General features: G+C 63.5%; 18 protein-coding genes. 7 read left to right on the top strand and 11 right to left on the bottom strand.

Annotated elements, in window-relative coordinates:
• Positions 1–208 precede the first annotated feature (208 nt).
• A complete protein-coding gene (locus P3T18_RS25855) occupies positions 209–1,015 on the top strand; it encodes a prohibitin family protein (RefSeq protein ID WP_429302796.1) in 807 nt (268 codons plus the stop codon).
• Between the two features lie 66 nt (positions 1,016–1,081).
• On the opposite strand, the gene P3T18_RS25850 is transcribed toward P3T18_RS25855, so the two are convergent.
• The 3 genes from P3T18_RS25850 to P3T18_RS25840 form a co-directional block, all read right to left on the bottom strand.
• On the bottom strand, positions 1,082–2,452 hold the full coding sequence (locus P3T18_RS25850) for a gluconate:H+ symporter (protein ID WP_429302795.1): 1,371 nt from the start codon (positions 2,450–2,452) through the stop codon (positions 1,082–1,084).
• An 81-nt stretch (positions 2,453–2,533) separates the two neighbouring features.
• Complete coding sequence (locus P3T18_RS25845) at positions 2,534–3,652, bottom strand: porin (RefSeq protein WP_429302794.1); 1,119 nt, start codon at positions 3,650–3,652, stop codon at positions 2,534–2,536.
• 202 nt (positions 3,653–3,854) lie between these two features.
• Positions 3,855–5,057 (bottom strand): aminotransferase class V-fold PLP-dependent enzyme, encoded by a 1,203-nt coding sequence (locus P3T18_RS25840; protein ID WP_429302793.1) that lies wholly within the window; start codon positions 5,055–5,057, stop codon positions 3,855–3,857.
• Positions 5,058–5,176: 119 nt separating this feature from the next.
• On the opposite strand from P3T18_RS25840, the gene P3T18_RS25835 reads away from it, so the two are divergent.
• From P3T18_RS25835 to P3T18_RS25820, 4 genes are all read left to right on the top strand, one after another.
• The gene (locus P3T18_RS25835; protein ID WP_429302792.1) at positions 5,177–6,046 is read left to right on the top strand and encodes an IclR family transcriptional regulator; all 870 of its coding nucleotides are present in this window, start codon (positions 5,177–5,179) and stop codon (positions 6,044–6,046) included.
• A gap of 50 nt (positions 6,047–6,096) precedes the next feature.
• Entirely contained in the window at positions 6,097–6,558 is a 462-nt protein-coding gene (locus tag P3T18_RS25830; protein WP_429302791.1) for a RidA family protein, read from the top strand.
• A gap of 197 nt (positions 6,559–6,755) precedes the next feature.
• Positions 6,756–7,082 (top strand): hypothetical protein, encoded by a 327-nt coding sequence (locus P3T18_RS25825; RefSeq protein WP_429302790.1) that lies wholly within the window; start codon positions 6,756–6,758, stop codon positions 7,080–7,082.
• A gap of 80 nt (positions 7,083–7,162) precedes the next feature.
• Positions 7,163–9,274, top strand: coding sequence for a phosphocholine-specific phospholipase C (locus P3T18_RS25820; protein ID WP_429302789.1), 2,112 nt, complete (start codon positions 7,163–7,165; stop codon positions 9,272–9,274).
• A 72-nt stretch (positions 9,275–9,346) separates the two neighbouring features.
• Here the strand turns inward: P3T18_RS25820 and P3T18_RS25815 are convergent, their stop codons facing one another.
• The 8 genes from P3T18_RS25815 to P3T18_RS25780 are packed head-to-tail and all read right to left on the bottom strand — an operon-like array spanning position 9,347 to position 16,355.
• Positions 9,347–10,636 carry an MSMEG_0569 family flavin-dependent oxidoreductase gene (locus tag P3T18_RS25815; RefSeq protein WP_429302788.1) on the bottom strand — a complete coding sequence of 430 codons (1,290 nt, stop codon included), beginning with the start codon at positions 10,634–10,636 and terminating at the stop codon, positions 9,347–9,349.
• Between the two features lie 24 nt (positions 10,637–10,660).
• Positions 10,661–10,945, bottom strand: a complete 285-nt coding sequence (locus P3T18_RS25810) for an MSMEG_0570 family nitrogen starvation response protein (protein WP_429302787.1) — start codon at positions 10,943–10,945, stop codon at positions 10,661–10,663.
• A 14-nt stretch (positions 10,946–10,959) separates the two neighbouring features.
• Positions 10,960–12,171, bottom strand: coding sequence for an MSMEG_0565 family glycosyltransferase (locus tag P3T18_RS25805; protein WP_429302786.1), 1,212 nt, complete (start codon positions 12,169–12,171; stop codon positions 10,960–10,962).
• Entirely contained in the window at positions 12,168–13,151 is a 984-nt protein-coding gene (locus P3T18_RS25800) for a sll0787 family AIR synthase-like protein (protein WP_429302785.1), read from the bottom strand. Before P3T18_RS25800 ends, P3T18_RS25805 begins: the two co-directional genes overlap by 4 nt.
• Entirely contained in the window at positions 13,148–13,753 is a 606-nt protein-coding gene (locus P3T18_RS25795; RefSeq protein WP_429302784.1) for an MSMEG_0567/Sll0786 family nitrogen starvation N-acetyltransferase, read from the bottom strand. The genes P3T18_RS25800 and P3T18_RS25795 overlap by 4 nt, the downstream gene beginning before the upstream one ends.
• A 2-nt stretch (positions 13,754–13,755) precedes the next feature.
• A complete protein-coding gene (locus tag P3T18_RS25790) occupies positions 13,756–14,826 on the bottom strand; it encodes an MSMEG_0568 family radical SAM protein (RefSeq protein ID WP_429302992.1) in 1,071 nt (356 codons plus the stop codon).
• Positions 14,819–15,853 (bottom strand): Nit6803 family nitrilase, encoded by a 1,035-nt coding sequence (locus tag P3T18_RS25785; protein ID WP_429302783.1) that lies wholly within the window; start codon positions 15,851–15,853, stop codon positions 14,819–14,821. The genes P3T18_RS25790 and P3T18_RS25785 overlap by 8 nt, the downstream gene beginning before the upstream one ends.
• 19 nt (positions 15,854–15,872) lie before the next feature.
• Positions 15,873–16,355, bottom strand: a complete 483-nt coding sequence (locus P3T18_RS25780; protein ID WP_054040483.1) for an MSMEG_0572/Sll0783 family nitrogen starvation response protein — start codon at positions 16,353–16,355, stop codon at positions 15,873–15,875.
• Positions 16,356–16,700: 345 nt separating this feature from the next.
• On the opposite strand from P3T18_RS25780, the gene P3T18_RS25775 reads away from it, so the two are divergent.
• Together P3T18_RS25775 and P3T18_RS25770 are read left to right on the top strand one after the other, a co-directional pair.
• Entirely contained in the window at positions 16,701–18,092 is a 1,392-nt protein-coding gene (locus tag P3T18_RS25775; protein WP_429302782.1) for a PLP-dependent aminotransferase family protein, read from the top strand.
• A gap of 345 nt (positions 18,093–18,437) precedes the next feature.
• Complete coding sequence (locus P3T18_RS25770; protein ID WP_429302781.1) at positions 18,438–20,018, top strand: methyl-accepting chemotaxis protein; 1,581 nt, start codon at positions 18,438–18,440, stop codon at positions 20,016–20,018.
• Positions 20,019–20,049: the final 31 nt, after the last annotated feature.

Raw genomic sequence — 20,049 nt, 5'->3', positions numbered from 1 at the left:
GCACGTCAACTTGCAGAACCACTGCCTGTCTTTCTGTTTTCCATTTTCCGTTGCACCTTTCTACAGGGCCGGTTGCACGTGGATAATCGCACCGCCCTGCCTTCCTTTGCGTTCTCTCATCTGATAGATCACTGACATGGGCCAGATCATCGTCGTTCTTTTTTTCGCCGTCATTATCGGCGCAGCCGTTGTATTCGCATCGAAATCGATGCGCAAAGATCACGTGCCGCAAATGCGTTATGGCGTGATCGCATTTATCGGCGTCATTGCCGTGGGTCTGCTGTTTTCGTGCTTTACACAGGTGTCGCAATCGCGGATCGGCGTAGTGACGACATTCGGACATATCGAAGCGGAAACGCTATCGGAAGGTCCGCATCTGGTGAGTCCGGTGTCGCGCGTCCATGAAGTCTTTATCGGACTCGACGTGGCGAAAGTGGAAGGCGCACAAGCGGCATCGAAAGATCTGCAATCGGTGCATACCGATCTCACGATGAACTATCGCGTCGATCCCAACAAGGTTCGCGCATTGTTCGCCATGGCGCCCTCGCTCGAATACGAGGCGTCGTACGTGCAGCCCGCCATGTTCGAAGTATTCAAGGCGGTCGCGGCGCGCTTCACTGCCGAGGAACTGGTGACGAAGCGCCAGGAAGTGTCGAGCGAAATCATGGCCGGCCTCATCACCAAACTCAAAGGCTACGGCTTCCTGATTCAGGACATCAACATCACCAACTTCAAGTTCAGCGCCGCATTCGATCAGGCGATCGAAGCGAAAGTGACGGCGAGCCAGCGTGCCGAGCAGGCCGAACGCGAACTCGCGCGCGTGAAGTTCGAAGCGGACCAGCAGATCGCCAAGGCGCGTGGCGAAGCGGAATCCATCGCGATTCAGGCGCAGGCGGTGAAGACGAACGGCGGTCAGGAGTACCTGCAATTGCAGGCCATCAACCGCTGGGACGGCAAGCTGCCGACCTACATGGGCGCGGGCGCGCCGCTGCCGTTCCTGAACCTCGAGAAGTAGACGCCGCGCCGCGCGTCGGCACCTTGAAAAACGGCCTGCCGTGAACGAAGCGCAGGCCGTTTTTTCTCACACCACCGTCGACAGACCCAGCGTCAACACGAGCGCGGTGATCGAGATGATGGTTTCGCAGACGGTCCACGTCTTGAACGTCTGCGGCACGCTCATGCCGAAGTACTCCTTCACCAGCCAGAAGCCGCCGTCGTTCACGTGCGAAAGGATCAGCGAGCCCGCGCCGGTCGCCAGCACCAGCAACTCGGGACGCACGCCGCCGACGGTGCCCGCGGCCGCCGCCGCGATCGGCGCGATGATGCCCGCCGCGGTTGCCATCGCCACCGTGGCCGAGCCGGTCGCCACGCGGATCAGCGCCGCCACCAGCCACGCGAGAATCAGCAGAGGCACGTGCGCGCCAGTCGCTACGTCCACGATCGCCTTCGACGCGCCGCTGTCGATCAGAATGCGGCCGAAGCCCGCACCCGCGCCCACCACGAGCGTGATGCTCGCGGTCGGTGCAAGACACTCGTTGGTGAACTTGAGGATCTGCTCGCGATTGAAGCCGCGCGCTTTACCGAAAGTCCAGAAGCTGAGCAGCACGGCCAGCAGCAGTGCCATATCCGGGTGACCGATCAGACGCAGTGCGTTATTCGCCGCCGATTTCGCCGGCACGATCGCGTCGGCCCAACTGCCCACCAGCATCAGCAGAACCGGCAGCAACACCGTCAGCAACGTGATGCCGAAGCCCGGCAGTTCCTGTTGCGAACGTTTTGCGTCCTGTTCGATGAACTGCTGCGCCATCGGGTTGATGCCGTCCAGCACGACGAAACGCGCGATCAGCTTCGAGAACAGCGGACCCGCGATGGCCGCCGTCGGAATACCGACGATCAGCGCGTAGAAAATCGTGTGACCGATGTCCGCGTTATAAGCAGTGACGGCGAGCAAGGCCGCCGGGTGCGGCGGAATCAGGCCGTGCACGACGGAAAGACCCGCCACCATCGGAATGCCGACGCGAATCATCGACGTGCCCGTGCGCTGCGCCACGTTGAACGCGATCGGAATCAGCAGCACGAAGCCCACTTCGAAGAACACCGGCAAGCCGACGAGAAAGGCGATGCACATCATCGCCCAATGCACGTTCTTCGGACCGAAGAGGCCGATCAGCGTGCGCGCGATGCGCTCCGCGCCGCCCGACTCGGCCATCATCTTGCCGAGCATCGTGCCGAGACCGACCACGATGGCGATGTGGCCGAGCGTGCCACCCACGCCGGTTTCGAACGACTTGAGAATCGACGTCGCCGGCATGCCGACGGCCAGCGCCAACGCCACCGACACCATCATCAACGTGATGAACGGGTTCATCTTGAAGCGCGCGATCAGCACGACGAGCGCGATGATGGCGATCAATGCATAGACGAGTAACAGACTTCCTTGAACGGTCGCCATGAATGCTCCTGAGAGGGAAGAACCGCGCCGCCGCTCCCGTCGCGCGGGATATCGTGGATGGCGCGGCGCGGGCTGCGTGCGTTAGAACTTGTGACGGATGCCGGCGACGGTCACGAACTGGCCGCTATTGCTCGACGGATTCGAAATGCCTTCGATCCATGCAGTCGAACCCGACGCGCGCTGATAGATACCGTTCAGATAGAGGTCCGTGGTCTTGGAGAGGAAATACTCGCCACCCAGGCTCAACTGGTTGTAATGCGCGTTCGTTGCCGTGCTGCCGCTCGTGTTCTGCGTCGTGTAGATGTAGCCGAGTGCGAGCAGCGTGGCGGGCGTGAGTTGATACTTCAGGCTGGCTTCGTAGTTGGCGAAACGCAGGCTGCCGCCCGTGAGCAACTGGAATTGCGAGTTGGTGTACAACAACGCGGCCGTGGCCGGTCCGAACACGTACGAAGCGCCCGCGCCCCACACCTGGTTGCGCTTCACGCCGCTGATGATCGACGAGCTGGTGCCGTAGTAGTTGTCCGACGGCGCCGCGCCGGCCGTGTTGCTGGCCGGCTGATTGACCAGCGAGTACGCAGCGTCGAGATGCAGCGGACCGTTCACGTAATCGGCGCCCACGCTCCACGCGCGGTTATTGGCGAATTCGCCCGCCGTGTTGGAGAAGGCGTACATGGCGTTCGCCGTGAAGCCGGCAAACGTCGGCGTCGTGTACTTGACGGCGTTGCTGGTGCGATACGTATTGTTGAGGTCGTCGTTGTCGTAGATCGCGTTGCCGTACTGCGTCATCGCGCCGACGCCGTTGATCTGCATGTTCGACAGGTAATCCTGCACGCTGTTGTACTGACGGCCCAGCGTGATCGTGCCGGCGCGGTTGTTGGTCAATGCAACCCATGCGCTGCGGCCGAAAATACGGCCACCCTGACCCGATGCGCCGTTTTCGAGGTTGAAGCCGTTCTCGAGGCGGAACGTCGCCTTGTTGCCGCCGCCCAGATCTTCGGTGCCGAGCAGGCCCCAGCGCGAGCCCTGCACGTTGCCCTGCGTCGCCTGATAGTTCTTCTCGCCCTTCTGGTTATTGGTGAAGGTGAAGCCGGCGTCGACGATGCCGTACAGCGTCACGCTGCTTTGTGCGTGAGCGGCCTGTGCGGCGAATCCGGCTGCGGCGAGCGCGATGGCGGTACGAAGAATCTGCTTGTGCGTCATGGTTTCCTCAAGTCGAAAGAGAAGCGAACGCTGGTTACACGTCAATGTTCCAGCGATATAAGTAGTACTAAACGGATCAATCGAAGCAGCGCCGGGTCTTGCCCAGCGCCGCACTCAAACAGCTTCGGGAACAGCTTTCAGGCAAAGGTCGTCCCCGCCTCGATCCATTGGAGAATCGGGGCGCGGATTGCGACCGGGAAAATCAGTCAGGCCAGTTGCGGCGGCTCGCGAGGCGGCGAGCGTCGCGTTGATGAAACGGTGTCACGATGGGTTGGTCCGAGCGTTGCGCCCGTTCGAGTTCGGCGACGATGCGCGCCAGCACGATCTGTTCTTCGCCAGGATGCAGGTTGCACGGATCGAGAAAGAAGAAATGCAGTTCGGCTTCGTGGTCGCGCACGATCACCGGCGCTTCGCCTGCGGGCGGATGCGCGAGCGCGTCGGCGAGATCCCATGCGCTGATGCGCGCCTGCGTCGCGTCGATGTGCAGCTTCAGACGGTCGAGCGGATTGCCGGTCGGGTCGGCGTCGATTTCGGCCCGCACGCCGGCGTGGCGGTTAAGCGTTTCGCGCCACAAGGTGAGGTGGCCGCGTTCGCGCGCGCGGATTGCGGCATGGTCACGCCGGCGCCATTGTTCGAGCGCGGCAATCGCGCCGACAATGCCTTCCTTGCCCACTTTCATGCCCCGGCCAATGCCGCCGTTCTGAAAATACGCGGCACGTACCAGCGTTTTCGTACCCGCGACGATCCCGGCCGTCAGTCCGCCGAGAAACTTGTGCGCCGAATACAGCACGAGGTCGGCGCCCGCGCCGATGAATCGTTCGAGGTCGTATTCGGAGGCTGCGTCGACGATGACCGGCACACCGCGCGCATGGGCGACGGCAATGAATTCTTCGAGCGTGAGCAGCCCGAACTGCACGGCGTGATGCGAAACCACGTACAGTGCGGCTGCGGTGTGTTCGGTGATGGCTGCGTCGAGCTGGTAGCCGTGCGCTTCGGTGGCGGCGCCAACGGGAATGGCACGCGCGCCGGAGAGACGGATGGCCTGGTCGATCGGTGCGCCATAATTCACGAGGTGGCCTGTCTGGATCACCACTTCGCTGCGTGGCATGCCGCGCGTGTCGGGCAGACGCTCGATCAGGCCGGGGTGGTCGCCGGTCATGGTGGCCGCGATGGCCAGCGTGATCGCGGCCGAGCACGACGCCGTGACGTAGCCTGCTTCGCTGCCGCAAGCCTCGGCAATGACGGCGGAAGCCCGGCGCTGCAGGTCGTCGATCTCGACGAATTGCGGCAGCACTTGCGCCACCGCGTCGATCACCGGCGCGCTGACGATGGACGCGCCCAGACCCGTCATCGTGCCCGAGGCATTGATGACGGGGCGTAAGCCGAAACGAGAGCGAATGTCCATGAAGCGCCTCCGACCAAGGTATTTCTTAGTTATGGAATATATGTTGTAATTGCGGATCAGTCTAGCATACAATCCCCCTGCGTCAACTGGACAAAAACAACCCGCGTCAGAGGAGCACGATGGCTCGCACGACCCGATCTTTAGCGCCCGAAGCCGCCGCGCCGGCCTCTGCAGTTCAAGCCGCACAAGGCGAACAAGCCGGCAGCGCGGCGCCGCGCACCCGCACCGGCGCGCTCGACCGCGCCGTGCAGATTCTCGACGCCCTCCAGCAGGCCAACCGCCCCGCCACCGCCTATGAAATTGCGCGCATGGTGGGCGCGCCGCTCTCCACTGTGTACTCCATCATCAACGACCTGGTAGAGAAGAACCTGCTGGCGCGACGCGTGGATGGCGCGATCTGGCTCGGCTCGAGGCTCTATGGTTATGGCCTCACCTACGCGAGTTCGCTCGACTACTTCGCGGTCGCCCACGAAGAAATGGAGCGGCTCTCGGCGGACGTGGAAGAAACCGTGCAGGTCTGCGGCCTCGAAGACGGCATGATGGTCGTGCAGCAGATGGCTGAAGGCCCCGGTCACTTCCGCGTGACCTCGCGGGTCGGTAGCCGCGTGCCGCTGAACTGGACGGCGTCGGGCCGTTTGCTGGTGGGTCACCTGCCGGACGCCGAACGGATCGCGTTTTTCGCGCAGCACGCGCAGAACTCGCCGACCGGACGCGCGGAAACGCGGCCCGAAGTGCTCGCGCAAATCGCACGCGAAGCGCTCGATGCGCGCCTGTCGATCCAGGTGGGCGAATCCGATGCGTCGGTGGCGTGCCTCGCCGCACCCGTGCTCGACAACACCGGCGCGTGCGTCTTCACGATTTCGATCGTGATGCCCGAGGCCAAGGCCGCGCTCAACACGGAACGTTTCGCGCAGGCCGTGCAAAGCGTCGCCGCGCGCATCGAAGCGCGGCTCGGCTGGCGGCATCGCGAGCAGGAGCCGGCCGCCTGACGCCCGCTCCGTTCAATCCACCACGACCGCTCACCCTCACCACTCAATCGATGAACTGCTACGACCGGCTGCACACGCGCGGCCTCAAGCTCCCGCAAGTGCCGACGCCGATCGGCAACTTCACGCATTGCACGCGCGAGGGCAACCTGCTGTTTCTGTCCGGCCAGGGTCCGCTCGACGACACCGGCACGCTGATGACCGGCAAGGTCGGCGCAACGGTCAGCGCGGACGAAGCCTACCGGCACGCGCAGATGGTCGGGCTCAACCTGCTTGCAGTGCTGCACAACGAACTCGGCGACCTGCGGCGCGTAAAGCGCGTCGTCAAGCTGCTCGGCATGGTCAACGCGTCGCCGGACTTCACCGAGCATCCGCGCGTCATCAACGGATGCTCCGATCTGTTCGTCGATGTATTCGGCGAAGCCGGGCGCCACTCGCGCTCGGCCGTCGGCGTCGGCTCATTGCCCGGCAACATCACCGTCGAGATCGAAGCGATCGTCTCGATCCAGGACTGAACGGGCGGCGCTCTTCTTCGTTTTTCCATTCACTTCTTCGCGCGCTGTTTGCGCTGCGTCGTCATCCATTGCGCGCCTTCGCCGCACAACTCACCACTGCTTCACAAAACTTACACAGGTAAGCGATTAATCTCCTGCATCGCTGACCTGGGCACGCGTATGCCCTGGCGCCCTTCCCCCGTGCCGGAGACATCTCCATGTCCGTCGTGTCGAAGCGAACCGTTGGCTTGCAGCGCAAACGTTTGACTGGCGTGCTATGCGTCGTAGGCGTGTGCGCCCTGCTCGGCGCCTGCAGCGACGACGACAGAGCGGTGCAAGCCGCTGCACAGACGTCCGCCGATAACGCCGACGCCGGCGGCTCGACGCCTCTTGCGCCGAACCCGCTCGCCAGCACGGCACCGGCGCCGTCACTCACGATTCAATCGCCAGCACTGCCCGCACTATCCGCCTCAAGCGCCGACGCGGCATTGTCCGCCGCCGCCTCGACGCCGCTCGCCACACCCGTCATTCATACCGTTGATTGAGTTCCGCGCCCACCCGATGCGCGGCGCGAGGCCGCGCGGCGGATGGTTCGTTCCTTCTGTGAAGATCGAAAGCCAAAACCATGACTTCAAAAAATCGCCGTGATTTTCTGCGCTCCGCCGCTCAGGCCGCGGGTTCCTTCACCGCCCTGAGCATGATGCCCGCCGGCATTCGCAACGCGCTCGCCATTCCGGCCAACAACAAGACCGGCACCATTCGCGACGTGGAGCACATCGTCGTGCTGATGCAGGAAAACCGCTCGTTCGATCATTACTTCGGTACGCTCAAAGGCGTGCGCGGTTTCGGCGACACGCGCACGACCAACCTGCCCAACGGTCAACCGGTCTGGTATCAGCCGCTCGCCGCCGACCTCGGCTACGTGCTGCCGTTCCGTCCGAGCGCGCCGAACCTCGGCCTGCAATTCCTGCAGGATCTCGCGCACGACTGGAACACCACCCACACCGCCTGGAACGGCGGCCGCTACGATCAGTGGGTGCCCTCGAAGGGCACCACCACGATGGCCTACCTCACGCGCGCCGACATTCCGTTTCACTATCAACTCGCGGACGCCTTCACCATTTGCGACGCCTACCATTGCTCGCTGATGGGCCCGACCGATCCGAACCGCTACTACATGTGGAGCGGCTGGGTGGGTAACGACGGCAACGGCGGCGGCCCCGTGATCGACAACTCCGAACTCGGCTACGGCTGGTCGACCTATCCGGAAGTGCTGCAAAACGCGGGCATTTCGTGGAAGATCTATCAGGACATCGGCACCGGGCTCGACGCGAACGGCTCGTGGGGCTGGACGCAAAACGCCTATATCGGCAACTATGGCGACAACTCACTGCTCTACTTCAACCAGTATCGCAACGCGCAACCGGGCAATCCGCTGTACGACAACGCGCGCACCGGCACGAACGCCGCGAAGGGCGACGGCTACTTCGACATCCTCAAGCGCGACGTGCAGAACAACACGCTGCCGCAAGTCTCGTGGATCGTCGCACCCGAAGCCTATTCCGAGCATCCGAACTGGCCGTCGAACTACGGCGCGTGGTACATCGATCAGGTCCTGCAGATTCTCACGTCGAACCCCGAGGTGTGGAGCAAGACGGTCCTGCTGATCAACTACGATGAGAACGACGGCTTCTTCGATCACGTGGTGCCGCCGTTCGCGCCGGCGTCGAGCGCCAACGGTCTTTCGACTGTCGACATCAGCAATGAAATCTACGCCGGCGATCCGAAGAACCTCACCGGCCCGTACGGTCTCGGACCGCGCGTGCCGATGCTGGTGGTGTCGCCGTGGTCGAAAGGCGGGTACGTGTGCTCGGAAGTGTTCGACCATACCTCGGTGATCCGCTTCATCGAAAAGCGTTTCGGCGAGCATCACAATCTCGGCGAATCGAACATCACGCCGTGGCGTCGCGCGGTGTGCGGCGATCTGATGTCCGCATTCAACTTCAGCAATCCGAACGACTCGCTGCCGAATCTGCCGAGCACGAGCGGCTACGTGCCGCCGGACCAGAACCGTCACCCCGACTACGTGCCGCTGCCGCCGCTGGTGCAGTCCGTGCCGAAGCAGGAACCCGGCGTACGCGCGGCGCGCGCGCTGCCGTACGAACTCTTCGTGCGCGTGCACGGCGAGGAATCGGGCAACGCGCTGACCATGCGCTTCGTCAACACGGGAAAGAGCGGCGCGGCGTTTCTGGTGTACACGGCGCACAGTCTGGACGCACCGCGCACCTATACGGTGGAAGCTGGCAAGCGGCTCCAGGATAAGTTGCCGCTGAACGCCGACGGCTCGTACGACTACACCGTGTACGGTCCGAACGGATTCCTGCGACGCTTCGCCGGCAAGTCGGTCGCGCACGGCTTCTGGCATGGCTCCGACAAGGCTCGGCCCGAAGTGGCGGAAGGCTACGACGTCGCCAACGCGAACCTGCAGTTGCGCCTCGAAAACGCGGGCAGCGCGCGTTGCCAGTTCAGCATCGTGAACGCGTACGACGCTCACAATGTCATCAGGCATGCCGTGCGCGGCGGCGACACCGACGAGTTGTATCTCGACCTACGCAACGCGTACGGCTGGTACGACCTCACCATCACGGTGGACACCGACCCGACCTTCACGCGCCGTCTGGCCGGTCACGTGGAAAATGGCCGCAGCAGCATGAGCGACCCGGCGCTCGGCAGCTGAGTTTCAATCGTCGAAAGCGGGTGCGGCCTCGGATTGCGCGGCCGCGCCCGCTTCGACTCGAATCAACTCCGCTTATGCCGCCACCGCAGCGCGCATCGACGCGCGCTCGTGTTCCTTTTCGCGAATCGCCTGCACGATGAACTCCGCGTCGCGCGCGACGCCGGAGAAGCGCCCCGATCCCCACGTATGCAACCAGGGCAAGCCGACGAAATACAGCCCCTCCACCGGCGTAATGCCACGCGTATGCGCCGGATAGCCGCGACCGTTGAATACCGGCGCGTCGAGCCAGCTGAAATCCGGCGTAAAACCAATGCACCAGACAATCGCGGCGATACCGCTGGTGTCCAGATCGAGCGTGGCGCGCTCCTCTGCGGGTCGCCACACCGGTTCGTAGGGACCGCCTGCGGGAGCGTCGATGCCGTGCTTGTCGATGAACGCGTCGATGCTCGCGTTGATGCGGTTGTAGGTGTCGTCGGCGTCGTCGAGATTGGCCGCGAGCGTGGTCGCGAAATGGAATTGTCCGTCGCGCAGATCGTCGAGCCGGCCGTACAGTTCCATGCCTTCGGCGGCGAACTTGCGCAGATCGATATCGCGTCCGCCGTCACGGCCCGTGACGTAGTGATTGGTGTTGTCGCGCACGCCTTCGCGCAGCGGATGCTTTTCCACCGGCATGTCGTAGTACTGCATGTCCGCGAGCCAGTCGACCACGTCGCGTCCGCGATAAAAACGCGCGCAGCGCGGCGCCTCGCCCACCGCGAGCACCACTTTGCGACCCGCGAGATGCAGGTCTTCCGCAATCTGCGCACCGGACTGCCCCGTGCCAACGACGAGCACCGCGCCTTCCGGCAACGCCTGCGGATTGCGATACGCCGACGACTGAATCTGCACGATGTGCGCGGGCAAACGTTCGGCCAGACGCGGCACGATCGGCGTGTGATAGCCGCCCGACGCCACCACGATCTGATCCGCCGTGAAATCACCACGCGTGGTCGAGATGGCGTAGACGCCGTCCTCGCGCCGCTTCACGCGTTTGACTTCCGTATATTCGCTAACCGGCGCGTCCACCTGCGCAATGAAACCGTCGAGATACGCGATGATTTCATCCTTCTTCATGAAGCCATGCGGGTCGTCGCCCTGATACGGATAACCCGGCAACGCGCACTGCCAGTTCGGCGTTACCAGACAGAACGCGTCCCAGCGTTGCTGCCGCCACGTGTGCGTGACCGTTTTTTTCTCCACCACCAGATGATCGATGCCGGCCTGCTTGAGGTAATAGCTCACCGATAATCCGGCCTGTCCGCCGCCGACGACCAGTACGCTGTAATGACCATGCACTGACGTTTGCTGTATTAGGTTCGACATGATGCGTCCTCTACGAAGTGACTGCTAGCTGAACTCGATGACCTTGACCATGGCCTGCGGCTGATCGCGAAAACGCCCCGCATCGCGTTCGATCTGCGCGAGCTGATCCAGTGCGGCCGAGCAGGCGAAGCCGTATTTTTCGCGCACGCGCTCCGATGCGATATTCAACGCCTGCCGTGAGCGATCGACGAAATCGTCCAGCGCATAGGCTTCGCCCGGCGTGAAAAAATCGCCGATGACGAGCGACGGCGAATAGCAATTCGCCTCGCCGCCGTCGGGCCACTGAATCAGAAAGTGCATGACAGGCATGGTCGCTCCTTCGGTCAATTAAAAGCGGGCGCGCGTTTGGCAAGCGAGGCGCAATACGCGCGATAGGCATCCACATGACGCACGGCGCTCGCCGCCCAGCTGAAACGCGCGAGCAAGGCGGGAACGGCGTGATCGAAATCGATACGGCTCGTAGCGTCGCCCGCGCCCAATGCATCGGAGAGCGCGTCGCTCAACGCGGCTGCAATCGAATCGATCCGCTGCGGATCGGCCCAATAACAGGTGGCGTCGTCGAGATATTCCGTGAACGGCGCGATCGCCGACGCCACGACCGGCGTGCCGCTCGCGAGCGCTTCCAGCACGACAAGGCCGAAGCCTTCATTGAGCGACACCATCGACAACACGTCGGCACAGCGAAACAGCGCCGGCATGAGTTCGTCGTCGAGCGGACCGGTCACGACCACGCTTTCGCCATGACCGACGAAGAGTCCCGAGTCCGCCGCATGCTGCAGCAGACGCTGCGCGTAGGCCGCGTGATCGAGCAGACTCGCGCCACCGGCAATCAACAATTGCGCGCGTGGCCATTTCTCGCGCACCTGCACGAACGCGTCGAGCAAGGCGAGCGTGTTCTTGCGCGCTTCGATACCGCCCACGGCCAGCACCACCGGACCGTCGCGAAGTCCGAAGCGCTGCTTCAGCGCCACGTCGCGCGAATCGGCGTGACGCGAAAAGCGCAACACGTCCACGCCGTTCGGCACCGTGATCGCTTCGATGCCATACGTCAGCGACATTTCGCGCGTCCACTTGGCACTAACGCAAAACACCTTCGTGGCGTCTTCATATGCGCGACGCTGCCACGCGGCCAGACGCGGATCGTCGAATCGATCCAGGTGATGAACGGTACGCACGAAACCGGCGATCGCGCCTTCGGCTTTCATCTGCGCCAGCGCATTGCCGCTGATGCTGTCCTGCGCGTGCAGCACGTCGTAGCTCGCTGCGTCGTGCGCCATCAGGGCGTGTCTGAAGGCGTCGATGCGGGCTTCCACCATCGCCACCGTATCCGTTTGTGCACGCGTGATCGGCGCATACACCACGCGGCACGCCGGTTGCCGGAACAACGTCTCGCCCGCCACCGCCGGCACGAACACCGTCACGTCATGACCGAGCGCACTCAATCCGTTCGCCAGTTCGAGCGTGTGGACCACGCCGCCCCGTGGATTGACCGAATGCGTCAGCAGCGCGATACGCAAATTGCGCGACGTGTTCATTGCCCGCCGTCCTTCGGAACGATGAAGGCTTCGCGTCGAAAATCCCATAACGTCGCGGCGTCCTGCTGCCGATGCAGCACGACCTCGCGGGTGTCGTCCACGGTGCCGATCACGGCGCATGCCAACTCGCGTGCGTCGAATTGCTTTTGAACCGCGTCCACGTGTTCTGGGCGCACCGACAGCAGATAGCCGAAACTCGGGAACGCCGTGACCCAGCGTTCGAACGGCACGTTGTCGGGGGCGGGAATCCGCGCGAGATCGATGCGTGCGCCGACCTGCGAGCATTCGAGCAACATCAGCGCGGTGCCGAGCGTGCCCGCCATGCTGATGTCTTTCGCCGCGTCGCACAGGCCCTTTTCCGCGAGATACGGCAGGCATTCGAGATCGCCTCTCAGACGAGCCGGCGGCGCATCCACGGAAGCATTCCAGAACGGATACGGCTCTTCGAAGCGTCCGCGCAGATCGACGGCCATCATCAGACTGTCGCCGGGTTTCGCGTTGAAGCTGGAGAGCAGCGCATTGGCTCGCCCGACGATCGACACGGCCAGTTGCGCCGCGTCGCTGCGCGTATTCGTGTGGCCACCGACAATCGGCACACCGTACGCCACCGAAGCGGCTGCCATGCCGGCGAGCACTTCCTGCGCGGCGCCGATACCGTCGCTCCATAACGCGTCGACGACGGCGAGCGGCCGCCCGCCCATGGCGTAGATATCGCTCACGTTGACCATGACGCTGCTGTAGCCCGCGAACCACGGCATCGCCGTCAAGAAATCGCTGACCATGCCTTCGATTGCGAACAGCAGATAGCCGTCGCCATCGACGAGCGCCGCGCAATCGTCGCCGAGCGCAACGGCCTGGTCGAGATCGTGCGCGCCGTGCGGCAAATGCTGCGCGAGCGAATCGACCACGCCGGCAATATCGGTTTTGTGCCGGAATCCGCGACTCTCGCGCAGGCTCGCCACCAGATCGGCTACGTTCATCCCTCACTCCGTTCGCGCGCGGACTGCGTGAGCGTGACGAAACCGCCACGCGGCGTCAGACACGGCGGATAAGCCGCCAGTTGCGCCTGCATCAGATGATGCGGACGCCCCAGCATCGACTCCTGCGCCAGCACGTCCCAACGCATGGCCTGAAATAGCGGCACGTTCTGGCTTTGCACATGCGCGAGAAACTTCTCGCAACCGAGTGCATGAGCGCTGCTGACCGCGAGCCGGATCAAGGTTGCACCGATCTTGCCGTGACGCCGGAACGCCGCATGCACGGCCAGCCGCGAGCCGAACCACACGTTGCCCTCACCGGCTTCGCGATGAATCCGCACCGTGCCGACCACCTGCTCCGGCATGCCTGCCACGCAACTCACGGCCACCAGTTGTTGCGCGTGATCGTCGACCGGATCGCGGTCGTCGCCGATGAAAATGCCCTGCTCGATGCAGAACACCGCGCGCCGCAGCTTGTAGGCCTGCTCGGCTTCCCAGTCGAGCGTCGTCCACTTGATGCGGAATTCGCTCGGCGCATAAGGTACTTCGTGCGCTTCGGCGAATTCGCCGCCCTGCATTTCGCCTGCTATCGCTTCGCCGAACATGATCAGGCCTCGTACGTCGAGAGCGACGAACACGCGCCGCATTTGCCGCAGCCCGCCTTGATATCGACGGACCGCAAAGCCGCCTCCTTGAGCATTGCGCCGAGCGGCTGGAGCACGGACTTCATGAACTCCGGCGTCGGCGCCGGATAATCTTCGAGCGGTGTGCCGCTGATCGGCACGAACGGCACGACGAACGGATACACGCCCAGCGCGATCAATTCGCGCGAGATCGCGAGAATCGCCTCGGCGCTGTCGCCGAGTCCGGCGAGAATGTAGGTGCTGACCTGTCCACGTCCGAACACCGCGACGGCCGCTTTAAAGGCTTCCATGTAGCGCGATAGCGGCACGCTCGCCTTGCCGGGCATGATGCGTTCGCGCAAGGCGGGCGTGACCACTTCGAGATGCATGCCGAGCGTGTCAATGCCGCTCGCTTTCATGCGCGCGAACCAGCGGTCGTCGTCGGGCGGCTCGCATTGCGCCTGAATCGGCAGATCCACCGCCGCTTTGATCGCGAAGGCGCTTTCACACAGAATCTGCGCGCCGCGGTCGGAGGTCGGCGGCGTGCCGGTGGTCAGTACCATGTGCTTCACGCCGTCGAGCAGAACAGCGGCACGTGCTACTTCCGCGAGTTGCTCCGGCGTTTTTCGCGCGATGGTGCGGCCCGCCGCGAGCGACTGCCCGATCGCGCAGAACTTGCAACTCTTGCGGCGGCTCTCGTAACGGATGCAGGTTTGCAGCACGGTGGTCGCGAGCACGTCGGCGCTATGCAACGCGGCGATGTGCGAATACGGCACGCCGTCGAGCGTCTGCATGCCGTAAAAGCGCGGCGCTTTCGGAAAGCTGATGCTCGCAATCGGAATCGTGCCGCGCATCAGCGCGCTCGTGCCGTTCGCGTCCGGTGTCTGCGCGACGAACGGCGAGTGCCACGCGGTGCTGGTATGCACCGGCACCATGATCGTCACGCCGTCGACGGTCACCGCCTTGTGATCCGACGGCCCCGCGCCGCCGCGGCGGCTGGCGGCGCCCGCATCCGGAGACACGAGCCGCAAGCCGCTCGACTGCAATTCAGTCATCAATTGCCGGCTCGAAGCCGACAGGGTCTCGTTGGAGTTCATCGCGCCATCCCTCGTTTGAATTGACACCGCTACCCGATCCCGCGGACCACGACGGCATCGGCGCCACGGTTTCCGCCGGCCGGCGGTTGATCGCAAGGCTCAGCAACTCGGGCCGCGCGTAGTGGCCGACCGAATCCATCATGCGCTTGCGCTTGGTGATCAGACTCATGTCGAGATCGGCGATCACCATGCCCTCGCCTTCGCGCAACGGCGGTGCGAGATGCTGACCTTCGGGCGAAACGATCGCGGTATTGCAGCCACCGCGCAGCGCCTTCTGCAGATTCGTGTCGGACGTGACCGAGGCGATCTGCGCATCGCTCAGCCAACCGGTCGCATTGACCACGAAACAGCCCGACTCCAGCGCGTGATGACGGATCGTCACTTCGATCTGGTCGGCGAAGATCGGCCCCACCAGCGAGCCGGGAAACTGGCTGCAGTGGATCTCTTCGTGCTGCGTCATGAGCGCGTAGCGTGCGAGCGGGTTGTAATGCTCCCAGCACGCCAGCGCGCCGACACGCGCCACCGCGGTATGCGCCACCTTCAGCCCCGCCGCGTCGCCCTGCCCCCAGATCATTCGCTCATGAAACGTGGGCGTGATCTTGCGGCGTTTGAGCAGGAGCTGGCCGTCCACGTCGAAGATCAGTTGGGTGTTGTAGAGGCTGCCGTGATCGCGCTCGTTCACACCCAGCACCACCACCATGCGATGCAAACGTGCCTGCTCGGCCACTGCCTGCGTGACCGGACCGGGCACCACCACCGCCTCTTCGTAGAGCTTCATGTGGTCGGCGCCGGAGGCAACCGGCGGCCGCACGAAAGAAAAGTACGGGTAGTACGGCACGAAGGTTTCGGGGAACACGATCAGCTGCACGCCTTCGCGCGCCGCCTTGCCGATCGCCTCGCACACTCTGTCGAGCGTGCCGCCGCTGCGCTCGAAGTCCGGCGCGATCTGCACGGCAGCGGCACGCACGATACGTTTTTCTGACATGGTGGTCACCTGGCTGGCGTCAAACCGTCCACGTATGGATGATCAGCGCGTTGTCCTTGCGGTGAAGCAGCTGGATATCGAGCACGTCGAGTGGACTGATCGGACGAATACCCTCGATCAGCGAAGCCTCGCCATGTCCGTACAGAGCCTGCAATGCGAAGCGGCAGGCGTAGACCTTGCCGCCCTCTTCCATGAACTTCATCAACTGCTTGTTGAAGTTCAGATGGCCGGGGAAGGCTTCGTCGCCGAGTGTCGGGAAACCGCGCTGCAGGCCGAGCGTGACGCCCGGTCCGTAGAGCAGCACCGAAGTTTCGAAGCCCTTGCGTTGCAAACGCGTGGCCTGCAGCAGATTGACGAAGCCGATCGAGCCTTCGAACGCCACCGTATGAAACGTCACGAGCGCCTTCTCGCCCGGTTCCGCCTTCACGTCCTCGAATACTTTCTCTTCGTAGTCGACCAGGTAATCGCCTTTCTGATGCAGCGGTTTGTTGACGGCTGGCATGACACTCTCCGATCAGGGTTGCTAATTAAAAGGTGATGCGCTTCAGTGCGTGCGCACTTCTTCTAATGCAACGGTTGTGCCATTGATCGGCCTCGCCGATGCGATCAATCGACGATCAATTCCGTCTCGATTCGAAGTCGACCTGAAAAATTTTTTGGCGCGAAGGTTGCATAGGGTGACGCTCGCCCGATGAAGCACGCGTTGGGCGGCGCCGCCGCACCAGCCGGGTGCGATCCGGCGAAAAGATCGTGTCGGCGTGGTGCACTCATTCACCACATACGATCGGTCCGATCATTGATCGCATGCGAATGCGATCATTTCAACCAACCTTGCCGAAGGCCGTTCATGAGTAGCCCGACACATCACTGGATCAAACGTCTCGCCGATACGCGCAAGCCGGCTTACCTCGCGATTCCCGATCTGATCGAAGAAGATCTGGCCACCGGCCGGCTGCGTCCACGTGACCGTTTGCCGGGACTGCGCGACCTCGCCGAAGAACTGGACCTGAACTACACGACCGTGGCGCGCGCCTATGCGGAAGCGCGCAAGCGCGGCCTGCTCGACTCGCGCGCCGGCAGCGGCACGTTCGTGCGCGGACGCACCGCCACCTTGCCGCTCGCGGGCGGCACCAGTATCGAGATGTCGATGAACACGCCGCCGGAACCCGCCGACTACGCCGCGCGTCTGCGTGACTCGGCGGGCCGTCTGATGGCCGCCAGCGATCCTTATCAATTGCTGCGCTATCAGGACTTCGGCGGGTCGGCTGCCGACAAGGACGCGGGCGCCGCCTGGCTCAAACGCCGCGTGCCGCATTGCGATGCGCAGAACGTGCTGGTGTGCCCCGGCATTCACAGCGCGCTGGTGGCGCTCGTTTCGCAACTCGCGCGGCCCGGCGGCACCATCTGTCTCGACACGCTCGCGTATCCCGGCATCAAGGCCATTGCCGCGCAACTCGGCGTGCGTCTGCAAGCCCTGCCGCGCGACGACGAAGGTCCGCTCGCCCACGCCTTCGAAGCGCTCTGCAAGACCGACAAGCCGAGCGCGTTCTACTGCAACCCAACCTTGCAGAATCCGAGCACGCTGACGCTCACGCACAAGCGCCGTGAAGCGCTCGCGGATGTCGCCTTGCGCTACAGCGTGCCGATTATCGAAGACGACGCCTACGCGATGCTGCCGCTCGACGCGCCCGATTCGCTCGCGAGCTTCGCGCCCGAACTCACGTATTACGTCACGGGCATGTCCAAGAGCTTCGGCGCAGGCTTGCGGGTCGCGCATCTGCATGCGCCGACGCCGCGCCAGACGCAGCGGCTCGCCGGCGCGCTGCGCGCTACCACGGTGATGGCGAGTCCTTTCACGGTCACGCTCGCGACGCAATGGCTCGCCGACGGCACCGCGCTCGACATGCTCAACGCCATCCGCAACGAGTCGCGCGCACGCCAGGCGATCGCCGCGCGCATGCTCGCCGTGTGGCCTTACGAAGCGCATCCGGACGGCTTTCACCTGTGGCTGCCGGTGCCGGTCGAAAGCGGCTGGAGCGCCTCCGAACTGGCGCTGCAATTGCGCAATCAGGGCATTGCAGCGGTGGCAGGCGCCGCCTTTTCCACGGACGGCAATCCGCCCAATGCGATGCGCGTCTGTCTCGGCGGATCGAAAACGCGCGACGAATGCGAAGAGGCGTTACGTATCGTCGGCGAGACGCTCGATCATCCGCATCATCTGCATTCGCCGATGATGTAAAGCCGCTGCCGACGCTGCCGAGGGCAGCGTTATCTTCAGAGGAATAGCGCGAAGAACATGCTTGCGCGCCGTCGTGCCGCGCGCACAAAAAAATGTTCATCGCGCGGCGTGCCGCCACTCGTACGTTTGCGGGAAATGGTGAGCAACTGAAAGTATTCCCCGCTCAAGTCCGGAACATTTGCGCCGTATACGCGGTAGATGCGTAGAAGGTAGACGTCACGCCAACGACATCGCGCCGCTCGATCCCCCTACCCTCGATCCACTTTTTTTCTTTCGCGAGACTCACCGTTTCGCCACCGCTTTATCGCCACTGAAGTCGTACTCCGGCACGCCAAAGGAATCGTTGTGACGTTGTTTAGAAATCTGAAGATTGCAGTCAAACTGGCGCTGCTCGGCGCCGTGTTGCTCGCCGCGACCACGGTCGTGGGACTCGAAGGCTGGCACGCGTTGTCGAACACGCACGCGTTGCAGATCCAGTCGGCGCGATCGCTCGGTCAGTATGCGCAGGCGGCGGATACGGCACGCGTCGCTCAGGTGGAGTTCAAGAAGCAGGTGCAGGAGTGGAAAGACCTGTTGCTGCGCGGCGCCGATCCCGCTTCATTCACGAAATACCGTGATGCCTTCAGCAAGGAAAGCGGCACCACGCACGCTGCCCTGCTTCGTCTGAAAGACCAGTTGAGTGCGCTCGGCGCAAACGTCGAAGGTGTGGACAACGCGCTTGCGACTCATGCGTCGCTGCAGAACAGCTACCTCGACGCGCTCAAACACTACGATGCGGCCGATCCGAATACGGCCCACGTAGTGGACGGTCTTGTAAAAGGCATCGACCGCGCGCCGACCGCCGCCATCGACGACATCGTGGCCTCCGTCATGCAGCAGGCTCAGGAATCGAGCGTGCGGATCAACGAAGCGTCCGAGCACGCATACACGCTCGCCAGCGTGCTGCTGCTTTCCGTGGTGATCGCTTCGCTCGGCATCGGCGCCTGCGCGGTGTGGTTTCTCAGCCACAGCATTACGCTGCCGGTACGGCAGGCCGTGGGCGTGGCGCAAGCGGTGGCGGCCGGCGACCTGCGCGCCGACGTGGCCGTGGTGAGCCGCGACGAAACCGGTCAGTTGCTCGTCGCGCTCAACGAAATGAATCATCGTTTGCGGCATATCGTCAGCGAGATTCGCGAAGGCGCGACCACCATCTCGTCGGCGACGCAAGAAATCGCAGCGGGCAATCTCGATCTTTCCGCGCGCACCGAACAGCAGGCGGCGTCGCTCGAAGAAACCGCCGCCTCGATGCAACACTTCACCGACTCCGTTCAGCGCAACGCCAGCAACGCACGCGAGGCCACCACGCTGGCACAGAACGCCGCGCAAGCCGCGCGCGAAGGCGGCGAAGTGATGAGCGACGCGGTTCGCACGATGGGCCAGATCGACGCGGCGTCGAAACGTATCGTCGATATCATCGCAGTGGTCGAAGCCATCGCGGCACAAACCAATATTCTCGCGCTCAACGCCGCGGTGGAAGCGGCGCGCGCGGGCACACAAGGCCGCGGTTTCGCGGTGGTGGCAAGCGAAGTGCGCAGCCTCGCGCAGCGTTCCGCCGACGCCGCGCAGGAGATCAAGGCGCTGATTCGCGAATCCGCGGCCACCATCGATGCCGGCACGCAACTGATCAACCACGCCAGCCAGACCATGGACGGTGTGGTGCAAAGCGCAGGCAGTGTGACGCGTATCGTCGAGGCGATTGCCACGGCCAGCGTCGATCAGGCGACGGGTATTGCCGAAGTGAACGACGCGGTCACGCAGATGGATCAGGTGACGCAGAGCAACGCGGCGCTGGTCGAACAGGCGGCGGCCGCGGCGGATTCCGTGCAGACCAAGGCAGCGGGACTCGTGCAAAGCGTGAGTTTTTTCCGCATCGGCACGGCGGCTTGACAGCCTGACGGCCAAATAAAAACGCCGCGCT

The sequence above is a fragment of the Paraburkholderia sp. GAS199 genome (assembly GCF_050436585.1).
GTDB lineage: Bacteria > Pseudomonadota > Gammaproteobacteria > Burkholderiales > Burkholderiaceae > Paraburkholderia.
The sequence above is the reverse complement of the archived record's forward strand: the minus strand, read 5'-3'. Positions and strand labels throughout refer to the sequence as shown.